Source organism: Halalkalibaculum sp. DA3122 (assembly GCF_043951865.1).
GTDB lineage: Bacteria > Bacteroidota > Rhodothermia > Balneolales > Balneolaceae > JAMQKA01.
In genome coordinates this window covers 195,668-219,231 of sequence record NZ_JBINJF010000006.1, presented here as the reverse complement: position 1 = coordinate 219,231, position 23,564 = coordinate 195,668, and the positions used below count along the sequence as shown (strand labels likewise).

Here is a 23,564-nt window from a genome sequence, read left to right as displayed (position 1 = left end):
ACCCAACAGGAAATGTTATCTTGCTAACGGAGTATGAAGTGAAAATGTAGTTATTATAATCTTTATCTTTTTAATCAGTATAAACAACATTGTGACAATCACCGTTATTTTCCTTTATCAATTTATTTCAAAAGCATAACAAATTGTTAAGGATTCCTTCCCATTGATCGAAACGTATTGTACAATGCGTATATAATTGGAATGATATCGAACTCTAAATGGGATGCCAGCATAATTTGCAAGGTATATTAATACTGTCAAAACAAAATATTTTCGCCTATTAGTTAATACACAGATCGGGTAACATTAATGACCAACAAGGCATACAAAAAGAATACCCCGGACAGTTCAGAAAATACGGGTTCGGATCAAAGGAAAGATTTTGAGTCTTTTTTTCGGTTGTTCTATACTGACCTTTGTAAATACACCTATAGGTTCACAAATAATCGTGAAATTTCTAAAGACATCGTTCAGTCTGTGTTCTTGAAAGTTTGGGAACAAAAAGACTTCTGGGATGATTTTGATAGCGCAAAGTCCTACCTCTATAAATCGGTTCGTAATGAAGCACTCAACTATAAAAAACATGTGGAAGTAGAGAGGAAAACCAGATCAGAAGTCCGGCAACGTATCAAACAGTGGAAAGAAACCAGCCGACCAGATGATAATGAAAAAAGAATGGATCTTGTCAGGGAAGGTATCAACACCCTGCCGGATAAATGCCAGGAGATTTTCAAACTAAGCCGCGATAGCGGATTAACCTACAATGAGATTGCGGAAGTACTGGGTTTGTCTGTCAAAACCGTTGAAACCCAAATGGGACGGGCGTTCAAAAAACTGCGCTCCTATGTAAAGGTACACCAGAGTAAGATTATTCTCCTTCTTGCCTTTCTTTTATCCTCCTGATGCTAGCCACAAAAACCCGATAACCACAAACGGGATCTGCTTTGGGTTAGTGTTTGGGTGTAGACTCTTCAACTACGAATATCTAGCCTGCTTTTCTCACCAAGAAAACAGTCCCTCCTTGAGGAGGGTGGGCCAATCGCATGGGTCTGGCGATTGGGTCGGGAGGTGCAGGTCTGACATAACGAATAAAACACCCCTCCCGCCTTCGGGGCGCTCCCCTGAAGGGGAGATTAAAGCCCTGCCCCAAAAAATTAAGAAACAATGTTAAAGCTGGAAGCTGTATCGAACTCACATTAAATAAATTTTTTGTGGGGGTACCGGTTTTCTGAGTTGTGTTAGTAGTGAAAGTTAACAACAGAGGATAGATTCGTTGATATGGAAATACCCTGGAAAAAACTGGGAAAATATTTTTCGGGTAATTGTACTTTGCAAGAACGCAAAGAGATTAAGGCATGGATCCATGAGGATGCAACACATCAAAAAATTGCAGATGAACTAGAAGAGATTTGGCAGGATTCGGCAAATAACGGTAAATGGGATATTGACGAAGGCTGGAATGAGCTTTCGAAGAAGTTAGATAGCAAGAAAGATTCACCTTTGCGATTAGTTGAATCACCATTTGAAGAATATCGCAAACTCGATCAAAGGAATCGTAAAAAAAGAAAATGGTCATTTGGTGTGCATGTAGCGGCTGCCGCAGCGGTTTTGGTAATTGCTTTGTCCACTATGATTGTATACGAACACGGACAGCCTGCTGAACAGCAAGAGACTGTGCTTGCCATGCAGGAGGTAGTAACAGACAAGGGACAACGCAGCCAATTTAAGCTCAGTGACGGCACGCGGGTTTGGCTGAATGGAGACAGCCGGTTAGAAATTCCATCAAAATTCAATTCAGACTTCCGAGAAGTGAATTTAAAAGGGGAAGCCTTTTTTGATGTTGAATCCGATCCTGACAAACCATTCGTGATCCATGCAGGAGAATCGGTGACTCGTGTTTTGGGCACACAGTTTAATCTCCATGCGTATCCCGACGAGGATGTACACATTGTAGTTGAGGAGGGCAAAGTAGCTTTTGGGAACCGCCAGTCTCAGCGAGAGTCTGCCGAGTTAGTCAGAAATCAGATGGCCATATTGACCGATAACCATGTTTCAACCAGTAAAGTAGGCGACATCTCATACTATACCGGTTGGCGGCGCGGGCAGTTGGTCTTTAAAGATACACCACTCAAAATAGCGATGGAAAAACTGGAGCGTTGGTATGATATAGAAACCAGGCTCACAGATCCATCCCTGGAATCGCGTACAATTACAGGTAGTTATGAAGAGGAATCGATGACCGAAGTGTTAAACATCATCTCACTTTCAGTAGGTATGACGTATGAAAAACACAAAAGCACGATAACATTCCATCCAAAGTGAATTTAATTACTGATAAAACTCAAAAAGGAGAAATCTTATGAACTTTAGAAGCCACAATAAAGGGAAAGCATTCTTATGGATGCTGAGCATGGTACTGGTGTTGAGCATCAGTAATAGTTCAAGAGCCTGGAGTCAGTCAGCTTCGGGTGTTGAATCAGAAAATGAAGGCCAGGAAGTAGCCAAAGCCTTCTTTGGAAATGCAGATCTGCAAGAATCAAATTCTTCAATAGTGAATAAAGTTGTGTCTCTCCAAATGGAGAATGTACAGCTCCTTGATGCTCTTAAACAGGTAGCCGGCGAGCATAGCCTAAGACTTACCTACAGCAAAGAAGTTTTACCATTAAATAAAACTGTAACTGTAAATCTTAAGCAAGTTACCTTCAACAAGTTGATGTATACACTGCTGGAGGGAACTGGATTGAAATATGCAATCTCGGACAGAGGAAACCTGGTTCTCTTCAAAAGTCAACAACAACATGGAGAAGTGCCGAACCTGGAAACCGTTTCCGGTACAGTCACCGATGCTCAGACCGGAGAAACGTTGCCCAGTGTGAATGTAGCTTTAAAGGGGACAACGACCGGAACTACTACGGATGTCGATGGAGCATATTCCTTAAACGTTCCATCTTTAAACGATACGCTGGTTTTCTCATTTGTAGGATATCAAACCGCAGAGGTCCCCATTAATGGCAGAACTTCGATTGATGTTGGCTTGTCGCCCGAGGCTATTCAGGGAGAAGATGTCGTTGTAGTTGGGTATGGAACCCAGTCTACAAGACAGCTTTCAAGTTCCGTTTCCAATGTGAGTTCCGAGGATTTAGGAGATCAACCTGTGGGACAATTGACCCAGAAATTGCAGGGGAAGGTTTCTGGTGCCCAAATTTCTCAAACAACAGGTATTCCGGGCCAAGGTATGGATATCAGAATCAGGGGCGCCGCTTCTCTGACCGCCGGGAATGATCCTCTTTATGTGGTTGACGGAAATCCAATAGTTGGAGATATCAGTAATATAAATCCCAATGATATAGAAAGCATCAGTGTGCTCAAAGATGCTTCTGCCTCTGCGCTTTATGGGTCCAGAGCCTCGAATGGAGTGGTCTTAATTGAAACGAAAGAGGCTGTTCCGGGAGAAACAAGGGTTGATTATAACGCTTACACGGGACTCCAGCAGGTTCCGCAACGGGGACGTCCCGATATGATGAATGCCCGGGAATTTGCCACATTCAAAAAGGAAATTGCCGAATTTCGGGGTCAGTCGGTTGACCCGGTATATCAAAACCCGGAAGAGTATGGCGAGGGTACTGACTGGTATGACGCAATAACTGAAGTTGCTCCTGTTCATGACCATACACTTACGTTAAGTACAGGCACTGAGACATTCAGCACGACCGCAAGCGCGGGTTTCTTCAAACAAGATGGAGTGATAGTCGGTTCTGGATACGAGCGTTATTCTTTACGAATTAATTCCAGATATCAACCTCATGAAGACTTAAGTATAGGACTGAATATTGCTCCAACGAGGTCAGAAAATTCCAACAGCAACTCGACGGATGGCCTGGGTGCGGTGATAAATGAGAATCTGCAGACATCACCTATAGCGCCTCTCCGGAATCCGGATGGCAGCTTAACATTGACGGCATTTTCTCCGGGAATGTTCCCTACCCCCAATTATGTCAGAACACAGAAAGACAGAGTTGTTGATAATCGTAATACACAAATTCTGGCGAACCTGTTTGCTGAATATGAAATAGTAGACGGGCTTAGTGCAAAAGTTTCTGGAAATATTGATAAGGGAGATTACCGGAACTTTACCTTCAATCCCACAACTACGGGTGCCCGTGGGGTGGGCTTGTATGATACGCCGTTTTCCAGCCTGTATCAGGGCAGCTACCTGTCTTGGGTCAATGAAAATACATTGGAATACCAAAGCGAGATAGGAAATCATAATTTTGATATCCTCGCCGGGTTTACTGCCCAAAAGTTCCGACAGGATGCCAGTTCCATCCAGGCTGATAATTATCCCGATAATAAAGTGCAGACCATAGGGGCGGCGGGTACCGTTAGTTCATCCAGCAGTGTGGACGAATGGACCCTCCTGTCATATTTGGCACGGGTAAACTATAGTTATGATGAAAAATATCTTCTTACCGCATCGATCCGGAGAGATGGATCATCGCGATTTGGAGAAGAAAACAGATGGGGGAATTTCCCTTCTCTGTCACTTGGATGGGTAATATCGGAAGAGGACTTCATGCCTGAGACTGAGACATTGTCATTCTTGAAACTGCGGGCCGGAATTGGTGTCACAGGTAACTTTAGCATAGGGAATTATACTCATATCCCAACTATTTCTTCTGCGAACTATGTATTCGGTAGTAGCATAGCTTCAGGCAGGAGTGTCGACAATCTTGCAGACAATGGTTTGGGATGGGAGTCTAACAGGCAATTCAATCTCGGATTGGATATGTACTTTCTTAATGACCGTATTCAGCTGCAGTATGATTATTATCAGAAGCTGACAAGCGATCTGTTGTTCAATGTAGAGGTGCCCGAAGCCTCTGGATTTTCCAATATCCAAACGAATATTGGGGAACTGAATTTTTGGGGACATGAAATCGCTGTCAACTCAACCAATATCCAGAACAGTGACTTTAGCTGGACAACAGATTTTAATATTTCTTTTGATCGTAATGAAGTAGAATCCCTTGGAAACAGGACATCCTCGCTCATTACGGGACCCGGCAGTGGCTTGATTGGTGGTTCTCATATTACCAAGGAAGGCGAGCCTGTCGGAATGTTATACGGGATGATTCATGAGGGAGTATATGTAAACCAGGAAGAATTTGATAATTCTCCCAAACACAGCACCTCACAGGTCGGAACGGTAAAGTTCAGAGACACAAATGGGGATGGTGTTATAACAGTAGATGATGCAACTGTGATTGGCAATCCCCATCCTGACTTTGTATTTGGGATGACAAATAACCTGAACTATAAAAACTTTGATTTCTCAGTTTCAGTATCCGGCACGTACGGCAACGATGTGCTTCGGGGAGCTGAACAGACCCTTACCAACCTCGATGGTGTGTTCAATGTTTTGTCGAATGTTCAAGATCGATGGAGATCACCTGAAAATCCCGGGAGTGGAAGGTATGGAAGTGTCGCTTCCGGAACGACATACCTTGAGCGAGATTGGTGGGGAACACAGTTCATGTATGATGCCAGCCATATATCTATCAATAATATTACGCTGGGGTATAGTATACCCACGGGACAGTCTGATTTCTTAAGGAGGTTCCGGGTTTATGGAAGCGTTCAACAAGTACATATCTTTACGTCGTACCCCGGAGCAAACCCACAAGTGAGTCAAAGTCAGGCCTCCACCGGACTGGGAATAGATGGAGGTTCCTACCCAGTTCCCCGTACCTACACACTGGGTGTAAATATTGGTTTTTAAACTTTGGTTATAAAAGGAATTTTATAAATCTAAAAACATTGAATTATGAAATATAAGAACACTATCTCGAGATTACTGAAAGGGATAACAGCAATTATTCTGCTGGTAACACTGGCATCCTGCGGGGATGACTTTTTGAGTGTCTCCCCTGAGGATGCAGTGACTCCTGACAACTTTTTTCAGGAAGAATCAGACTTTAGACAGGCTGTAGATGGAGCATATGCTCCCCTGCAGGATATGTACGACTCACAGTCGGTATGGGCAATGGGAGAAATGCGATCAGACAACACGCACTACTTCTTCAATCCGGATTTCAGATTTCCCCCTCCCGAGCAGATCGCTGATTTCCTGGTTGGATCTGAAAATGAGATCAATGAACAGAAATACAACTACAACTATGATGTTATTGCGCGTTCCAATCAGGTGTTAGCTGAAATTGATAATGCTGACTTTGAACAAGCTTCCAAGGATGATCTCAAGGGGCAAGCACTCTTTTTAAGGGCGTTGGCCTATTTTGACCTGGTTCGTTATTATGGGGCAGTCCCGCTTCACCTGGAACCGGCAACAAGTCTTGAAACGGCTTCGCTTTCCCGTTCGCCTGAAAGTGATGTGTATGAACAAGTCATTGCCGATGCCACAGCAGCGGCAGACCTTTTACCGGGGAAGGCAGATCAGGAGCCCGGTCGTGCCACCTCAGGGGCTGCCTACACGTTACTGGGGGATGTCTACCTGACATTAGAACAATGGGAGAATGCAGAAAATGCTCTCAGTAATGTAAATGACTATTCATTGCTCGATGATTATGCGGATATTTTTGACCCTTCCAATAAAAATAATGAAGAGTCAATATTTGAAGTACAATATATGGAAGGGACTTCCCTGGGACTCGAAAGTTATTTTCCCTACTACTTTATCCCGTTAACGGAGGATCATGCCCAGTTAACCATGGGACCCTCTGGTTCTCAATCTTCACCTCAGTCAGGATGGAATATTCCTACGGAAGATTTGCTGAACGCGTATGAAGATACCAATAATGATGAACGTTATGATGCTTCAATCGGATTCATAACGGGTCCTTCTCTGATAAGTGATACCTCTTATGTGAATTTACCATACATAAAAAAGTATCAGCATCCTCACTCTACCTTTGGTGAGACCAATCAAAATTTCCCTGTTTACAGATATGCGGAAGTACTGCTAATGATGGCTGAAGCGATTAATGAGCAGGGGGGACGTCTTTCAGAGGCGGAGGGTTACCTGAATCAGGTTCGGAATAGGGCCGGCTTAAATGATTACAATGCTGGCAGCCAATCAGATCTACGAGAAGCAATTTTGCGTGAGCGCAGAATTGAACTGGCATTTGAAAACAAGAGATGGCTGGATCTGGTCCGAACTGGAAACGCCGTAGAGGTAATGAATGAGTATGGAGAGAGCATAAAAGGCGATCCGAATTATTTTTACCTGTCATCAAATGCCTACAACGTTGATGAGAATGATCTTTTGTTCCCGATTCCATTCTCTGAAATTCAGGTTAATCCCGATTTGGAGCAGAACCCGGGATACTAGGTACTTATTCTGGAATTACCTTTTTGCGAGTCCCTGAAATAGGGACTCGCATCTCTTTTTATCGTAGATACTACTTTGCAATGTCGTCATTGAATATTTGATAATACTCAGAAAGTTCTTTTCTATTCTCTGGTTTAACTGATACTATTAGGCACATTACTTGCCCACAAAACAGGTGGATTTAGGTGAGAATAAAAAATGTTGTGGTGAGTTTCTTTATATGAATAATGCAAAACTTAAGCTATGAATTATATTTTCTTACGAATAAATTTTATTACATGTTCACTTCTAAGTTTTGGCTTCTTAGCCCAAGCCCAGGATAATATCCCTGAAAACATCCCCCCCGTCCAGTTCGAAAAAGTACAGGTCGCCTCAGAGAGTTTTGAATCCGTCGGGGTCTTTGACGTCAATAATGATGGAGAACTGGACCTGGTCTCCGGTTCGTTCTGGTACGAAGGACCCGATTTCCCCCAAAAAAGATATATCGGTGAGGTGGAGCGGTACGGCGAATACTGGGATGACTTTGCAACGATTCCCCTGGATGTAAATGATGACGGCCACGTTGATTACGTTACGGGCGGCTGGTTTGGAAAAAGCATCCGGTGGCACGAAAATCCGGGCGATGATTCAGAGTGGAGCGAACATATCATCGACCAAACCGGAAATGTGGAGACGATCCGCAGCTGGGATGTGGACAGAGACGGATACCAGGAAATTGTACCGAACAACCCGAACGACCCGCTCAAATTTTATAGACTGGACCGGGACGACAGCGGGCAGCCGACCGGCACCTTTACCAGGGTACCCGTCTTCGAGCGCCAGGGACACGGGCTGGGATTCGGTGATATCAACGGCGACGGAAGAGGAGACTTTATCATTAGTGAGGGCTGGCTGGAAGCCCCTGAGGATCTTGAAACTGGTGAGTGGACGCTGCATGAGGAGTTTGACCTGGATGATGCGAGTGTCCCGATACTGGTCGTGGATGTGAATAAAGATGGCAAAAACGATCTGATTGTGGGACAGGGCCACAGCTACGGGCTCGACTGGTATGAGCAGAGCGTCACCTCCGGTGGTGACAGGAGCTGGATAAAACACTCCATCGATCCGAATAACTCCCAGTTTCATACCATGGAATGGGTCGATATCGATGGGGATGGAGAACATGAGCTGGTCACCGGCAAGCGCTACCACGCCCACAACGGCAATGATCCGGGAGGCGATGACCCGATTGGTCTATACTACTACAAGTGGAACGGAGAGGTATTTGTTAAAAATACGATCAGTTTTGGACCGCTCGGCGAGGGCAAGGGCACCGGCATCTTTTTTGAGGTGGTGGATCTGAACGAAAATGGCCGTAAAGATATCGTGGTGGCCGGCAAAGACGGGCTCTACGTGTTTTTTAATGAGGGATGATACCATGTATTCAAGGGCATGGGGGATAAAAAGAGGTATCCCTGAAATGATTCCGGTAAATTTACTTTTAAATCAGTTTGAAGAATGCGAAGTGCTAAAATATCCAGTTTGTCAATTCTGCTACTCCTCGTTTTTTTACAGGGCTGTGCTACGGCTGAAATCACGACATCCGAGGAGGAGAAGTCTACTCCATTTGAACTCCGGCACGGCGACCGGGTGGTCCTGCTGGGCAACTCCCTGATCCAGAACGACCTGGAGTATGGCTATATTGAATACGCGCTGACCACCCGCTGGCCGGGGCGGGACATCACGTTTCGCAACCTGGGATGGACGGGAGATACGGTACACGGAGAGGCCCGCAGTTACTACACCACCCCGCCCGACTCTTATGAATTGTTGACCCAACAACTGGAGGAGGCGGAGCCGACGGTTGTATTTGTGGCGTACGGAGCCAACGAGGCCTATGCGGGGAAAGAGGGAGTCTCCCGGTTTAAAGAGGGCTTGCAAAAATTACTGGATAAGATTGACGAGCTGGATGCCCGGGCGGTCCTTTTGTCTCCAATCCCCCAGTTGGCAGGGAGCCCCTCCGGGGAAGGGATAACCCAGCGCAATGAAAACCTGGCGCTGTATTCATCGGTCATCGCCCAGACGGCCGCCGAGCGGGACCTGCGATATATCAACCTGTTCGATCCCTTTCGGGATATTAACAACAAGGAGCTGCTGACAACCGATGGCGTTCACCTGAACGAGAATGGATACTATTTCCTGGTATCCGTGATGGAGGACCAGCTTGGACTTTCGTCCCGGAAATCAGCCGTTAGCATCGATCTTTCCGGGAACGTGATTGAGTCCACCGGACCCACCACAATACTGCAGAACCACTTCCAGGACGACCGCATGCAGTTTACCCTGGCCCATTCGATCCTCCCGTTGCCCCCTCCGCCTTCGGAGACGCTCACCCAAGAGCATGCCATACGTTTTCAGGTCAGGGGACTCAACAATGGGTGTTATACTTTGACGGCAGATTCGGATATCGCGGCTTCCGCATCGGCGGAGCGGTGGTCGGACGGCGTCCAGGTTGACCGGGGCGTCCTCTTCCGGCAAGCCAACGAATTGCGGGAGCGTATCGTGGATAAAAACCAGTTGTTCTTTCGCAAATATCGTCCCACCAACAGAACCTACCTGGTCGGGTTCAGATCGCATGAACAGGGGCAGAATGCGAAGGAGCTGGAGCAGCTGGACCTGTTCATATCAAGATTGGAAGGGCAGATATTTCAGCTGCGGAAGCCGCATCCCAAACACTGCACTGTACAATCGGTTAAGTAGCAAGCGAAATTTAAAAATTTATTTGTACGGAAATGAGAAACCAGAAACCCGTTATAATGACAAATGGCAAGGGGATACATCACTGGATGGACAGGATGCATACTACGATTGGAGGCGTCAGCAGAATCCCGGTTGGCCTGCTCGGAATCGTGTTGCTGCACATGCTTTTGATCTCTCCTGTCCGGATGGCCGCGCAGGACAACCTGCGGAATGTCCCCAACCCCGATCCGCAGTATGAGCTTGAAACCCTGAATGTGGCTGACGGATTTGAAGTCAACCTGTTTGCCGATGAACCGATGCTGGTTAAACCGATACAGATGAACTGGGATGCGCAGGGGCGGTTGTGGGTCGTCGGCAGCGAGCATTACCCGCAGCTGAAGCCGGGAGAGGTGCCCAACGACAAGATTTATGTGCTGGAAGATACCACGGGCGACGGGAAGGCGGATGTCTCCACGGTCTTTGCCGAGGGACTGCATATCCCTACCGGAGTATTGCCGGGAGATGGCGGTGTGTATGTGGCCAATGCAACGGAAATTCTGCACCTGAAGGATACCAATGGCGACGGGAAAGCCGACCAGAGGCGGAAGGTGTTGACAGGATTTGGCACCGGCGATACCCATCACCTTGTTCATACATTCCGGTGGGGACCGGCAGGGCGATTTTATTTCAACCAGTCTATCTACATACACAGCCGGGTTGAAACCCCGCATGGGGTGAAAGAGCTGAAAGGGGGAGGCGTTTGGCGCTTTCAGCCCGAGACAATGGAATTGGGCGTATATGCGCGGGGACTGATAAACCCGTGGGGACTGCGGTTTAACAAGTGGGGACAATCCTTTTTAACCGACGGCGCCGGACGTGAGGGAATCAACTACGCCTTTCCCGGGGCTACCTTCGTCTCGGCTCCCGGGGCGGAACGAATACTCGAGGGATTGAATCCCGGTCAGCCGAAACATTCAGGGCTGGAAATTATTTCGGGTCGGCATTTCCCGGATTCGCTGGCGGGCAGCTTTATCACCAATGATTTTCGGGCAAACCGTATTAACCGGTTTGTCCTGGAGGAGCAGGGCAGCGGGTATGTTTCGAACCAGGCAGAGGACCTGCTCTGGTCCGATAACGTAGCGTTCCGCCCCGTAGATATTTCGATTGGGCCGGATGGGGCTATCTACGTTGCTGACTGGTATAATCCGATCATCCAGCACGGGGAGGTGGATTTTCGCGATCCGCGCAGGGATCATACGCATGGGCGCATCTGGCGGATAACGGCGAAAGATCGCCCCCTGATCGATAAACCCGAACTGAAAGGAGCATCGACCGGAGAACTCCTGGATGCCCTGAAACGGCCGGAAAAGTGGACCCGCTCGCAGGCGAAGCGCCTGTTGAAAGAGCGGGGTCCCGAGCAGGTGGTACCCGCACTGAAATCATGGGTCGATGGTTTGGATGCTTCAGATTCCCGTTATGAACAGTACCTGCTGGAGGCGCTCTGGGTATTTCAGTCGGTAGATGCCGTTAACAAGCCGCTACTTGAGAAAACGCTGCATGCCGGGAATCACCAGGTGAGAGCTGCCGCTGTCAGGGTGCTGAACTATTGGTATGAGAATATTGATAACGCCGCCCGTTTGCTGGAACAGGCGGTGAGAGATGATCATGCGAAAGTGCGTCTCGAAGCGGTGATCGCTCTTCGCAACCAGCAGAATGCGACAGCGGCGGCGACGGCCCTTTCTGTGCTGGATGCCCCCATGGATACCTTCCTGGATTTTGCTCTTTGGCAAACCGTCCGTGAATTGGAGCCGTACTGGATGGAGAGGCTTCAAACAGATTCAACTTTCCTCCGGGATCCCCGGAAAAGAGCGTATGCATTAAAATCGGTTCCCAATCCGGAGGCGGTCGGTCATTTGCTAACGCTTTACCAGCAGGGGGAGATGCCTGAAGAATATAACGAGGACCTGTTTAATTCTGTCGCCCGGTGGGGAACGCCGGAGGATCTGGCGGTAATCCTGGATTTCGCCACAAGTGATGCCGACGTCCACCGAAAGAGGCGGGCCTCGTACCTGGCATCGCTCGCAGAAGCGGCCCGCCAGCGCAAGGTAAAACCGGCTGAAGGTATAGATCGAATCATCGATTTTATCGACAGCGAAAATGTAGAAATTGCCCGGCATGCGGTGCGGCTCACCGGGTACTGGAATCTTGAGCATCTACGAGAGGACCTTGCCGATATTGCGAAAACAGGCAAGGAGGCGCTGAGACCGGCGGCGGTTGATGCGTTGGCTTCCCTTGGTGGCGAGGAAAGCCTGAACATGTTAGCAGAGATGAGTGGATCGGGGAACCCCGACGAGTTGCGAATAATGGCCGCCGAGCAGCTTGTCAGGTTGGATTTGGAAAAAGCTGCCTCCAATGCTGTACAAATATTCCGCCAGGTATCAAGTCAGGCCGGCACAGCGGATCTTTTTTCGGCGTTCTTTTCTCAGGAAGGGGGCATTGAAATACTTGCAGAAAAGCTTTCCAGCCAGGAAATCCCCAAAGAGATTGCGCTGGAAGGGCGGAAGCTCATGGAACGACAAATTCCATTTAACAGGAGAGAAGATGAGGACGTGGAAGCCCTCAGGCAGGCTTTCGAGGCATCGGGAGGGGAACTGCCCCCGGAACGGATGCCACAGGAGTTGACCAGCCAGCAGTTCAACAGGCTCGAGCTCGATGTCAAGGCAAGTGCGGATCCCGCGCGCGGCGAAATGATTTACCGGGAGCTTAACTGCGAAAGCTGCCACGCGATAGGGGGAGCGGGGGGCCTGATGGGACCCGATTTAAGTAGCCTGGGAGCAAATGCACCCACCGATTATATTATCAATGGGATCCTCAACCCAAGTGAAGATATAAAAGATGGATATGAACTATATCGCGTTGTTCGACAAGATGGCAGCGAAGTCAGGGGATATATTGTGAATGAAACATCTTCTGAGTTGATATTGCGTGATATTTCAGGAGACGAAATATCCATACCGGTAAATCAGATCGAAAAGCAGGAGGTTGTCCCCGGATCTTTGATGCCACCGGGATTGACGGCCGGACTGGAACGGCAGGAATTTGTCGACCTGATCGGGTTCCTGTCCAAGCTCGGGGAAACAGGGGAATACCGGGTGCCGAATGAGAAACTGGTGCGGCGCTGGCGTACCCTGCCCGGCAACGAAGAGATTGTCGGACAAATCAATAAAACGGGAATTAACTTTCCGGCCCAAAACCGCACCGAGTTGAGTTGGCAGCCTGCATACAGTAAAGTCTCCGGGGATCTGCCGGTTAAAGAACTGCCCGTTATGGAGGTAGAGGGCGGGCAGGAGTACAGCTTTGTCAGGTTTGAACTCGAGGTTCTTTCCGGGGGCAACGTAGAGTTTGTGTTCAACTCAACAGAAGGGATTACCGCATGGGCCGGTGAGGAGATGATAAAGAAAGTGAACGGATCGTTTACGGCGGAGTTAACGAAAGGGACTCACGAGGTTACCCTAGCTATCAATCGCGATAATCGGGAAGAACCCGCAATCCGGATTGAAGTTCGGGAACCCGGCAGTTCACCGGCCCAAACAAGACTTATAATGGGCAGCTGATGCTGATCAAAATTCTGGTTGTCACGTCTGTACATAGCCGCATATTGTGTCAAGATTGACATTAATACAAATCTTGTGCTTTCAACAATTCAAGGGGACCTTTGCGTAACCTGCTATTTTTCAGGTGGTAGTACAACTCCCTCAGAACGAAGAAGTGAGGGTTTTGCAAAGCCCTCTTCAACTAATATAAAGATGATGAATTCCGGGACTGTATGGACGGAATTCGATTTATCTGGCAGTACCAAGTCCGGCATGCTTTTGTCTGATCCATATCGGGCCAATCTTTGTATAAGCCCTCTTTTCTTTTGGGAACGTTCTGTTTGCAACTCGACAATTATAAGAAGGTGCTTTACTCTTTGAAATTTATGGCTTAACCTGCACGACACGAGAATGTCGGAATATCAGTTGGGATTTGGGTAAAATGATCCGCGTTTTTTATTCACAGAGTGAACCGGCGCCGGAGTAGATCTGAAATGCCCCGTATGTATATCGATCTGATGGTAATCAAGTTTTGGGATAAGCTGGGATAATTCACTATTAAACGTTCTTTATTCTTCCCAAATAGCAGTACATGTGACGAGAGAAGGTATTTCTGGCAGAATAATACTTACCGGAAATTTTAAACAGACACTGTAAAGGAGATACGATATGGCAGAAAAGTCCAGTTCCCGCCGTAATTTCATTAAGACATTAACAGCCGGTACCGCCGGGCTCACCCTGGGACTCAGTGCTCGGAGTTATGGAAATATACTCGGTTCCAACGATCGCATACGGGTGGGTATAATCGGGGTCGGTCGCCAGGGGCGTGGACTCATGGGCAACTTTTTGGATGAATCTGATACCGAAGTCGTCGCCTTGAGCGATGTGTACAAGCCAAACCTGGATTTTGCCGCTGCGCAGGTACCCGGCGCCGATACTTACAGTGATTTCCGGAATATTCTGGATCGAAATGATGTGGACGCGGTTGTCGTTGCCACCCCCGATCACTGGCATGGACCAAATACCATTTTGGCCTGCCAGGCGGGAAAGGATGTATATGTAGAGAAACCACTTTCCCGATACATCGAGGAGGGTCGAAAGATGGTGGAAGCGGCCCGTCAGAACAACCGGGTCGTGCAGGTGGGGACAATGCAGCGTTCAGGCCGCGTGTTCCAGGAGGCGGTGGAGATTGTACAGTCGGGCGATCTCGGTCCCATCAGTTTTGTGCGTACCTGGAATTACGGCAATGACTATCCTGAGGGGATCGGGAACCCGGGCAACAGCGCTCCGCCAGAGGGACTGGATTGGGATATGTGGCTGGGACCGGCCCAAAAGCGTCCGTTTAACATCAACCGTTTCGGTGTAGTGCTGAATGAGAAGATGGAATACCAGCGATGGGCCAGCTTTCGCTGGTTCTGGGATTATGCCGGCGGCATGATGACCGACTGGGGGGTGCATCTGCTGGATATTGTGAACTGGGCAATGGAGGTGGAGGCGCCGGAAACCGTAACCTCGGTCGGGGGTAAATTTTACCTGCAGGATAACCGCGAAACGCCGGATACCCTTTCTGCTTCCTACCAGTATCCCAATTTTGTCTGTACTTACGAAAATCGCGTGCTTAACAGCAAGCCGATTGATGAAAAAGGATACGGTATCCTGTTTCACGGGACCGAGGGCACGCTTTTTGTCGACAGGGGATCACTCAGGCTGACCCCGGAACCGGGCAGCAAGCTGGAAGCACTGAATATGGAGGTCGAGGAAAACGCCCGCGCCAAGCACGTACGCAACTTCCTGGACTGCATAAAATCCCGCAACAAGCCGATCTGTGATGTGGAAATCGGTCATCATTCTACCGTAACAGCCCACCTGGGGAATATCGCATTCCGGTCAAAAGAGCGGATCGAATGGGACCGCGAACAGGAGCGGGCCACCAACAGCAAGAAAGCCAATGAACTGGTCTCGGGATTTCACCGCGAGCCGTGGACGGTGTAAAGGTTGCACGACCGGATGGGAAGCTTCAGAATCCGCAATTAAATAAAGAAAATGCGGCTGGTTTGAGGCGTGAATATTTAAACCTGGAGGAAAATAATCCTGGTTTTGAGGTAGAAATCCACAGATTTAATTTTTAAATACCAAGGCGTTAAAATTGGGAATTTTGTTCGGAACCTGTTCCCAGGCGTTGTGGAATCCGAAATGCCTGGGTCAAAAAGGTTATACCTGCACGAACATATTGAAATTGAACAAAATGTCGATTTGACACTCTCAACCAACCGGTAACCCTGTTTAAAATTTTTGCTAAATACGTAAGTGATGATGGAACGCTCATATTTTGGCACATCTCGTAATCTTTTTTTCATATTCCCATGCCTTCTGGTACTCTCGCTGCTGATGCTTACCAGTACACCGGTGGAGGCTCAGCAGCCGCAGTGGCCGGAAATTGAGTCTGAACACAAACCGTGGACCCGCTGGTGGTGGCAGGGTAGTGCGGTTGACAAACAGAACCTTACCCGCGAACTGGAAAAACTGAAGGAAGCCAATATCGGAGGGGTTGAGATTACGCCGATCTACGGGGTCGCAGGATATGAAGATCGATTCATTGACTACTTGTCGCCCCGCTGGGTCGACATGCTGAAGCATACGCTTGAAGAAGGCGAACGGCTTAATCTGGGTATCGATATGGCTACGGGTACAGGCTGGCCGTTTGGCGGTCCCTGGGTAGATGAGGATCACACCTCCAAAAGGTTGTATTTCAAGCGTTTTCCACTCAAGGGGGGAGAGCAGCTGTCGAAATCGATTCAGCATACGCAGCAGCCGTACCTGCGCGCAATCGGCAACAGCGTGCAGAACCTGGATCAGCTCAACACCGGCTCAGCTCTGCCGGCCGGCAAAGATCGCTTGACAATCGATGAGCTCAAGCAGCCGATAGGCCAAAATGAGCACCTGCAGTACTGGGCTCTCGAACAGGTCCGGTTTGAAAAAGAGCTGCCGCTGCTGGCCGTAGTTGGCTACTCGGCTGACGGTCGTTCGATCGATCTGACCGACCGGGTTGATCAGAATGGCGAGCTCCAATGGACCGCCCCCAACGGATACTGGATGGTTTATGCCGTATTCCGGGGATGGCACGGCAAGATGGTGGAACGGGCCGCGCCCGGGGGAGAAGGCTTCGCGATTGATCATTTTTCTAATGAGGCACTCAATCATTACCTGGCAACATTCGATTCCGCTTTTGCGGGAGAAGATATCAGCTCACTCCGCTCGTTTTTTAACGATTCCTACGAGGTGGATGATGCGGAAGGGGAAGCCAACTGGACGCCCGGGTTTTTCGACAAATTTGAACAGCAGCAGGGATATGATCTCCGTAAACATCTCCCGGCGCTGCTGGGCGGGGTTGTCACCGAGCAAAAAAGGCGCGTGTTAACCGATTATCGTGAAACGATTTCAACGTTGTTGCTGGAGGAGTTTACCCGGCGATGGGATGCGTGGGCTGACAAGCATGGTGCACTCATCCGCAACCAGGCTCACGGCTCGCCCGGCAACCTCCTGGACCTGTATGGCGCCAGCGATATTCCGGAGACGGAGGGGACCGATATATTACGGGCTAAAATGGCGTCGTCCGCCGCTAATGTGACGGGCAAAAAACGCTCCTCTGCTGAAGCGGCAACCTGGCTGAACGAGCACTTTACCTCCTCACTGTCCGATCTCAAAAAGGCGATCGATCGATATTTTATCAGTGGTATTAACCACGTTTTTTATCACGGAACGGCCTATTCCCCCAGCGAAGAGCGATGGCCGGGATGGCTGTTTTATGCCGCGGTGCATTTCAATGACCGCAATCCTTTTTGGGATCATTTTGGGGCCTTCAACCACTACGTAGCCCGGGTGCAGTCGTTTATGCAGTCTGGCGAGCCCGATAACGATATTCTGCTCTATTTCCCCATCCACGACCAGTGGGCCACACCCGGATACGGCTTGCTGCGCCATTTTGAAGGAGGGCTCGGAGCCCCGTTTGACGGCACCCCGTTCAAACAGGCGGCCGAGCAGATGGTGGAGCAGGGCTACGGGTTTGATTTTATTTCGGACAGCCAGCTGGCCAGGACCGGGAACGACGGACGGGACCTTCGAACTGAGGGAGCAGCTACCTACCGCACGATCGTAATTCCGAAGAGCGAGTATATCCCCCTGTCCACCATGCGTCATTTGCAGGCGCTGGCAGAATCGGGGGCCACGCTCATCGCCTACGGGGGACTCCCGGGAAAAGTTCCAGGGCTCAGGGATCTGCAATCGCGCCAGCAGCAGCTTGAACAACTGAATCAGCAGCTTGAATTTAATGCAACAGGTACGGGCGGGGTGGAAGAGGCCCGGGTAGGGAACGGCCGTATCCTGCGCGGTGAAAACCTGGATGCGCTGCTGGCACATGCCGGTATTCAGCGCGAAAAGATGGCCGACCATGGATTGATGTTTAACCGCCGAAGCCACTCCTCAGGGCACCACTATTTTATTACAAACTGGGGTGAGGAGACCGTGGACGGGTGGATCGCTCTGTCCCGCGAGGCGGAATCGGCCGCGATTTTTGATCCGGCCCGGGATGCTGCGGGATATGCCCGGGTACGGCAGGGAAGTGGAGGTGCAACGGAGCTGTATCTCCAGCTTGACCCCGGGGAGTCCATTATTGTTAAAACGTATGATGGCGGGGTCGGGGGACCGAAGTACCGCTATACGGAGGCAGCGGGCGACCCCCTGCCTCTGCAGGGACAATGGACGTTGTCGTTCCGGGACGGCGGTCCTGTTTTGCCTGATACGGTGCAGTTGGATCATCTTAAGTCGTGGACCGACACCGGTACCGGCCCAGTCGATCACTTTGCGGGTACTGGCGTCTATGAACTCGCATTTGCCTCTCCCGGGAACTCCGCGGACGGGTGGGTCCTGGACCTGGGAACAGTAAAACACAGTGCACGCGTATATTTAAATGGAGAGGATTTGGGGATCTTGAATGGTCCCGGCTATACCCTCTTTATCGAACGGGAACAGTTGCAGGAGCAGAACACGTTGAAGGTGGAGGTCTCCAACCTGATGGCGAATCGGATTGCCCGGCTGGACCAACAGGAGGTGAACTGGAAAAAGTTCTACAATATCAATTTCCCGGCACGCCTTGGGGAGAACCGGAACCGGAGGGGGCTGTTTGACGCCTCTTCCTGGAGTCCCCGCGCATCAGGACTTTTGGGCCCGGTCATTTTACAGCCGGTACAGGTCGTGGAATAGGTCGCCTAGTGGAAGTCCGAAAAATAAAAGCTGCTGGATTTCGGGTTCCATGTCACGGTAAAGCAAAATTTGAAAAAAAATGAAAAAGAGTTGAAGGCGTTGAATAAAAATTGAATATTGGGACGGTTTAAAAACAGTGATTGCCTGAAAACAGGGAAGATATTGATAAAGGGAATGCAACGGAATATAATTTAAGGGCCGAAACATACGTTTCGGTAACTGTAAATTATATGGGGGTTTCGGGGATCTCGTCCGGTAAAAGTCAGATCACATGCTTTCTGGAACCCGTCCGCGCAGGCACGATTTATCTGGGATATCACTACATACGTTTTCAGGAACACCGTATTTGCATGAACAACAGTTGTATCAAAGGAAGGGTAAGAAGTGCCTCTCGGAACTTCTTACCCCTCTTTTGGTGATGGAAGGTAATATTGTCAGCTATTTTGCAAAGCAATTCAATTCCAGGAATCATCCTGAAACTTAAAATCGAATATTCATGACACGTTACGCACATTTATTGAAATACCTTTGTGTATTAGTTCCCGCCTTGTTGTTTATATCATCCTGTTCAGATAAACGATCCGGTCCGCCAAAAGTGCTGGTCTTCAGCAAAACAGCGGGCTATCACCACGCATCAATACCGGATGGCATTGCAGCTATTCAGAAATTGGGGGCGGAAAACGGCTTTGAAGTTGATACCACTACCCGCTCCGCAACATTCACCGAGGAAAACCTGAAGCAGTATTCCGCCGTTATTTTTCTGAGCACGACCGGAGATGTGCTGAATAAATACCAGGAGGCTGACTTTGAACGGTATATCCAGGCCGGGGGCGGCTATGTGGGAATTCACGCCGCAGCGGATACGGAATACCAGTGGGGATGGTACGGCGATATGGTGGGCGGTTATTTTCTTGATCACCCCGGTATCAATGACCCGCATCCCAATGTGCAGGAGGGAACCTTGACGGTAGAGGATGCGACTCATCCCTCGACCGAATTTTTGCCGGATCCGTGGACGCGGACCGACGAGTGGTACAGCTACAAGGAGTTCAATGACGAGGTCAATGTTTTGTTGACGCTTGATGAGGAGAGCTACCAGGGTGGAGCCGACATGGGGTACCACCCGATTGCGTGGTACCATGACTACGACGGCGGGCGGGCCTACTATACCGGGCTGGGACATACCAGTGAGTCTTTTACCGAAGACCTGTACCTGCGGCACATATTGGCGGGCATTCAGTACGCCATCGGAGAAAATCGTGTGCTCGACTACTCCCGGGCCACAACCGAACGCGTGCCCGCAGCCAACCGTTTTTCAAAGGAGGAGCTGGTCAGGGGAGCGTTTTTTGAACCCACGGAAATGACGATTCTCCCGAACCGGGATGTGCTGATCGCCCAGCGGCGCGGCCATATATCGCTCTATAAAAACAGTGATTCTACCCTCACAGACGCCGGGTTCCTGGATGTATATCATGAGACCGATGTGGAGGGAGTAAATGCCGAGGAGGGACTGATGGGGATCAAGGCGGATCCCAATTTCGAGGAAAACAATCACGTCTTCATCTTTTATAGTCCTGTTGATACCTCCGTCAACCGGTTATCGAGATTTACATTTCAGGACGATAAGATCGTAATGGACTCGGAAGAAATTATCCTTCAATTTTATTCGCAGCGCGATATCTGCTGCCATACCGGGGGATCAATCGCTTTCGACAGTGAAGGCCTGCTGTACCTGTCCACCGGCGACAATTCAACACCGTTTAATCAGCCTGACCAAAAATATACGCTTGATGGGTACGCTCCCCTTGATGAACGCGAGGGATTTCGACAGTATAACGCGATGCGTTCTTCCGGAAATGCCAATGATCTGCGGGGTAAAATCCTGCGGATCCGGGTCAATGAAGATGGCAGTTACGACATCCCGGAGGGCAACTTGTATGAACCCGGCCGGGAAGGGACCCGTCCCGAAATATATGTGCAGGGCAACCGCAACCCCTACCGCATTTCTGTAGATCAAAAGACGGGATACCTCTACTGGGGCGAGGTCGGCCCCGATGCCAACAACGACAGCCTGGAAACAAGAGGCCCGCGCGGGTATGATGAAATCAATCAGGCGCGTGAAGCCGGCTTCTTCGGGTGGCCGATGTTTATCGGGGATAACTACGCGTATCACCGGTACGATTATGGCACGGGCGAACCGGGTGAAGCATTTGATCCAGAAAACCCGGTGAACGATTCAAGGCTGAATGACGGCATCAGGGAGCTTCCCAGGCCAAAGCCCGCTTTTATCTGGTATCCATATGCCGCCTCCGAAGAGTTCCCGGAAGTGGGTACCGGCGGACGAAATGCGATGGCCGGCCCGGTGTACTATACCGATATGTATCCAGAAAATACGAGGTTGCCTGACTATTTTGACGGAAAACTGTTTATATATGACTGGATTCGCGGCTGGATAAAACTGGTAACAATGGATCCTGACGGGGACTTCTCCAAAATGGAACCGTTCATGGCAGATACCGACTTCAACGCCCTGATCGATATGGAAGTGGGGCCCGAAGGCCGTGTGTATCTGTTGGAGTACGGCAGCGGATGGTTCTCTAAAAATGATGATTCCGGGTTGTCAATTATCGACTTTAATCCCGGGAACCGAAAACCGGTCGTGGAGGATATTGCGGTCAACAAGACATCAGGTACACTGCCGCTTACGCTGGAGGCCACCGTGGAAGCCAGCGATCCCGAAGAGGATGCATTAACCTATATTTGGCATCTCGGGGAAGAAACGACGAAAGAAACAACAGAACCGCGCATTGAACACACCTTTAACGAGGTAGGAGAATATGCGATCTCGGTAGAGGTGCGTGATGAAGGCGGGCTTACGCGCTCCAGCAATCCGGTGTCGGTGTACGCAGGCAATGCGGCCCCGGAGGTCAGCATCAATATCAAAGGCAACAGCACGTTCTACTTCCCCGGTGTCCCGGTTGAGTACGAAGTGGAGGTAGTAGACAAGGATGACCCGGAGGCTGCAGATGATCTTTCCTCGCTGGTCGTTTCGGCCGATTACATTGAAGGAAGCGATCTGGCGGAGGCCTCCCGCGGGCACCAGGTGATGACCGAAGCGATGAGAGGCCAGAGCATGATTGAGTCGCTTGATTGCCAGGCATGCCACACCCTGAACTCTTCGTCGATCGGTCCCTCCTACATGGCGATCGCCGAAAGATACCAGGATTCTTCTGATGTGGTTCCCCACCTGGTGAATAAAATTATCCAGGGTGGAGGTGGAGTATGGGGCGAAACTGTAATGCCGGCCCACCTCGATATTACGGAGGCCGACGCGCGGAATATCGTCACATGGATACAGTCGCTGGCCGGAGAGGGTGAGGTGGAAGAGTCGCTGCCCCGGTCCGGAACGGTTGATCCCACACTGGGTGAAAAGCCCACGCAGAGCGGGGTACTCGTGTTGTCGGCAAGTTTCACCGACCGCGGCGGGGAAAATATTAAGCCTCTTACCGGTAACGCGAGCAAGTATCTGCGCAACAGCACCATGAATTTTGCGGAGGCCGACAACCTGGAGGGCTACTCAACAATGACCTATGACGGGAATCTGCTGATGATGGTTCCTCAGGAGGCCGGTTCATTCAGCCTGGACGAAATTGACCTGACGGGGATCAACTCCGCACGGTTGACGACCGTTACCCAGGAACCCCTGGCTTCAAATTATATATTTGAGTTTCGGCTGGGGGCGCCAGATGGAGAAAAGATCGGCGAGGCAACCTTTGAATCGAATCCTGATCCCTCGGGAGAAGGTCCCTATTTCCAGCCGCTAACGGTAACGCTCGACCCGGTTACGGAGGGAGCTATGCATGATCTGTATATCGTCAGCCGTCCTGAAAATCCCGGGGATGCCGGCACCCTGATCTTGTCGATGATTGAGTTCATGGCTGATTAAGCTCATATTTTAAAATTGCATGATGCACGGGCAGGCGCTCGTTTTACAGGTATGACAAAAATCATACTGGTACCAGGAGGTAGTATTTATTAAGGGGGGCAAAACCACGGGTTTTACAAAGCCCCCTTTTAATAGATACTGCCTCTTTTTTATATTGGGGGGCTTAAAATCAGTTTTGCATGAAGATTTCCCGAGGCCATGCTATCCCGGAATTTGTGATTTTGCCTTGCAAATATTCTATCCTTAAACGCTCGGTATCTGCGTGTGAAGAAGGTGGCCTGGCTTAACCGGTTTAGTCATTTTCAAAAATCAACTTGCACGCAGGTAAGCCGTCCGAATGGACGGTGGACAAAAAAGAAATCGACCGGTGCTTTCTGGACGTAAAGGAAATGAGTTTCGCGAAGCCCTTTTCCTGTTGAATATTAAGTTTAGAAAAACGATACTTTTATCGCCGATGCGCGGGTGCTGTAATTCCTTGGATCCAGTGTGGTTACCACTTAAAAAGTATAGTATCGCAAGTAGTGTAATAGTAAGAAAGAATTTCCCTTTTGAAGGGGGATTGGGGGATGTAGTACTCCTAATAAAGTGTTTAGTTACATAATGTACTTACTGGTAACAACACTAGTAGCCACATTTTTTGACCAGGACCGATTATCCATGCTAGCAGCCCCTGATAAATCATCGCTTTTTTTCAGTAGATTGC

10 protein-coding genes are annotated in these 23,564 nt (G+C 49.4%); all 10 read left to right on the top strand.

Features of this window, described 5'->3' with window-relative positions; genetic code table 11:
- Positions 1-309 precede the first annotated feature (309 nt).
- The 10 genes from ACG2F4_RS06440 to ACG2F4_RS06395 all read left to right on the top strand — a co-directional run bounded on the left by ACG2F4_RS06440 (position 310) and on the right by ACG2F4_RS06395 (position 22,861).
- Positions 310-903, top strand: coding sequence for an RNA polymerase sigma-70 factor (locus tag ACG2F4_RS06440; protein ID WP_395259396.1), 594 nt, complete (start codon positions 310-312; stop codon positions 901-903).
- 375 nt (positions 904-1,278) lie between these two features.
- Positions 1,279-2,322, top strand: coding sequence for a FecR family protein (locus ACG2F4_RS06435; protein WP_395259395.1), 1,044 nt, complete (start codon positions 1,279-1,281; stop codon positions 2,320-2,322).
- Positions 2,323-2,359: 37 nt separating this feature from the next.
- Positions 2,360-5,779, top strand: a complete 3,420-nt coding sequence (locus ACG2F4_RS06430) for a SusC/RagA family TonB-linked outer membrane protein (RefSeq protein WP_395259394.1) — start codon at positions 2,360-2,362, stop codon at positions 5,777-5,779.
- 45 nt (positions 5,780-5,824) lie between these two features.
- Positions 5,825-7,345 carry a RagB/SusD family nutrient uptake outer membrane protein gene (locus tag ACG2F4_RS06425; RefSeq protein WP_395259393.1) on the top strand — a complete coding sequence of 507 codons (1,521 nt, stop codon included), beginning with the start codon at positions 5,825-5,827 and terminating at the stop codon, positions 7,343-7,345.
- Between the two features lie 243 nt (positions 7,346-7,588).
- Positions 7,589-8,758: an FG-GAP repeat domain-containing protein gene (locus tag ACG2F4_RS06420; RefSeq protein ID WP_395259392.1), complete on the top strand. Its 1,170-nt coding sequence runs from the start codon at positions 7,589-7,591 to the stop codon at positions 8,756-8,758.
- A gap of 84 nt (positions 8,759-8,842) precedes the next feature.
- Positions 8,843-10,084 (top strand): SGNH/GDSL hydrolase family protein, encoded by a 1,242-nt coding sequence (locus tag ACG2F4_RS06415; protein WP_395259391.1) that lies wholly within the window; start codon positions 8,843-8,845, stop codon positions 10,082-10,084.
- Between the two features lie 56 nt (positions 10,085-10,140).
- The gene (locus ACG2F4_RS06410) at positions 10,141-13,677 is read left to right on the top strand and encodes a PVC-type heme-binding CxxCH protein (protein WP_395259390.1); all 3,537 of its coding nucleotides are present in this window, start codon (positions 10,141-10,143) and stop codon (positions 13,675-13,677) included.
- A gap of 648 nt (positions 13,678-14,325) precedes the next feature.
- Positions 14,326-15,648, top strand: coding sequence for a Gfo/Idh/MocA family protein (locus tag ACG2F4_RS06405; protein ID WP_395259389.1), 1,323 nt, complete (start codon positions 14,326-14,328; stop codon positions 15,646-15,648).
- 318 nt (positions 15,649-15,966) lie between these two features.
- Complete coding sequence (locus ACG2F4_RS06400; RefSeq protein WP_395259388.1) at positions 15,967-18,915, top strand: glycosyl hydrolase; 2,949 nt, start codon at positions 15,967-15,969, stop codon at positions 18,913-18,915.
- 595 nt (positions 18,916-19,510) lie between these two features.
- Positions 19,511-22,861 carry a ThuA domain-containing protein gene (locus ACG2F4_RS06395; RefSeq protein WP_395259387.1) on the top strand — a complete coding sequence of 1,117 codons (3,351 nt, stop codon included), beginning with the start codon at positions 19,511-19,513 and terminating at the stop codon, positions 22,859-22,861.
- The last annotated feature ends 703 nt before the right edge of the window (positions 22,862-23,564 follow it).

Coding starts and splice junctions, on each gene's coding strand:
- ACG2F4_RS06435 (WP_395259395.1), top strand. CDS start 1,279: ATGGAAATACCCTGGAAAAAACTGGGAAAATATTTTTCGGGTAATTGT.
- ACG2F4_RS06420 (WP_395259392.1), top strand. CDS start 7,589: ATGAATTATATTTTCTTACGAATAAATTTTATTACATGTTCACTTCTA.
- ACG2F4_RS06410 (WP_395259390.1), top strand. CDS start 10,141: ATGACAAATGGCAAGGGGATACATCACTGGATGGACAGGATGCATACT.
- ACG2F4_RS06440 (WP_395259396.1), top strand. CDS start 310: ATGACCAACAAGGCATACAAAAAGAATACCCCGGACAGTTCAGAAAAT.
- ACG2F4_RS06405 (WP_395259389.1), top strand. CDS start 14,326: ATGGCAGAAAAGTCCAGTTCCCGCCGTAATTTCATTAAGACATTAACA.
- ACG2F4_RS06430 (WP_395259394.1), top strand. CDS start 2,360: ATGAACTTTAGAAGCCACAATAAAGGGAAAGCATTCTTATGGATGCTG.
- ACG2F4_RS06425 (WP_395259393.1), top strand. CDS start 5,825: ATGAAATATAAGAACACTATCTCGAGATTACTGAAAGGGATAACAGCA.
- ACG2F4_RS06415 (WP_395259391.1), top strand. CDS start 8,843: ATGCGAAGTGCTAAAATATCCAGTTTGTCAATTCTGCTACTCCTCGTT.
- ACG2F4_RS06400 (WP_395259388.1), top strand. CDS start 15,967: ATGATGGAACGCTCATATTTTGGCACATCTCGTAATCTTTTTTTCATA.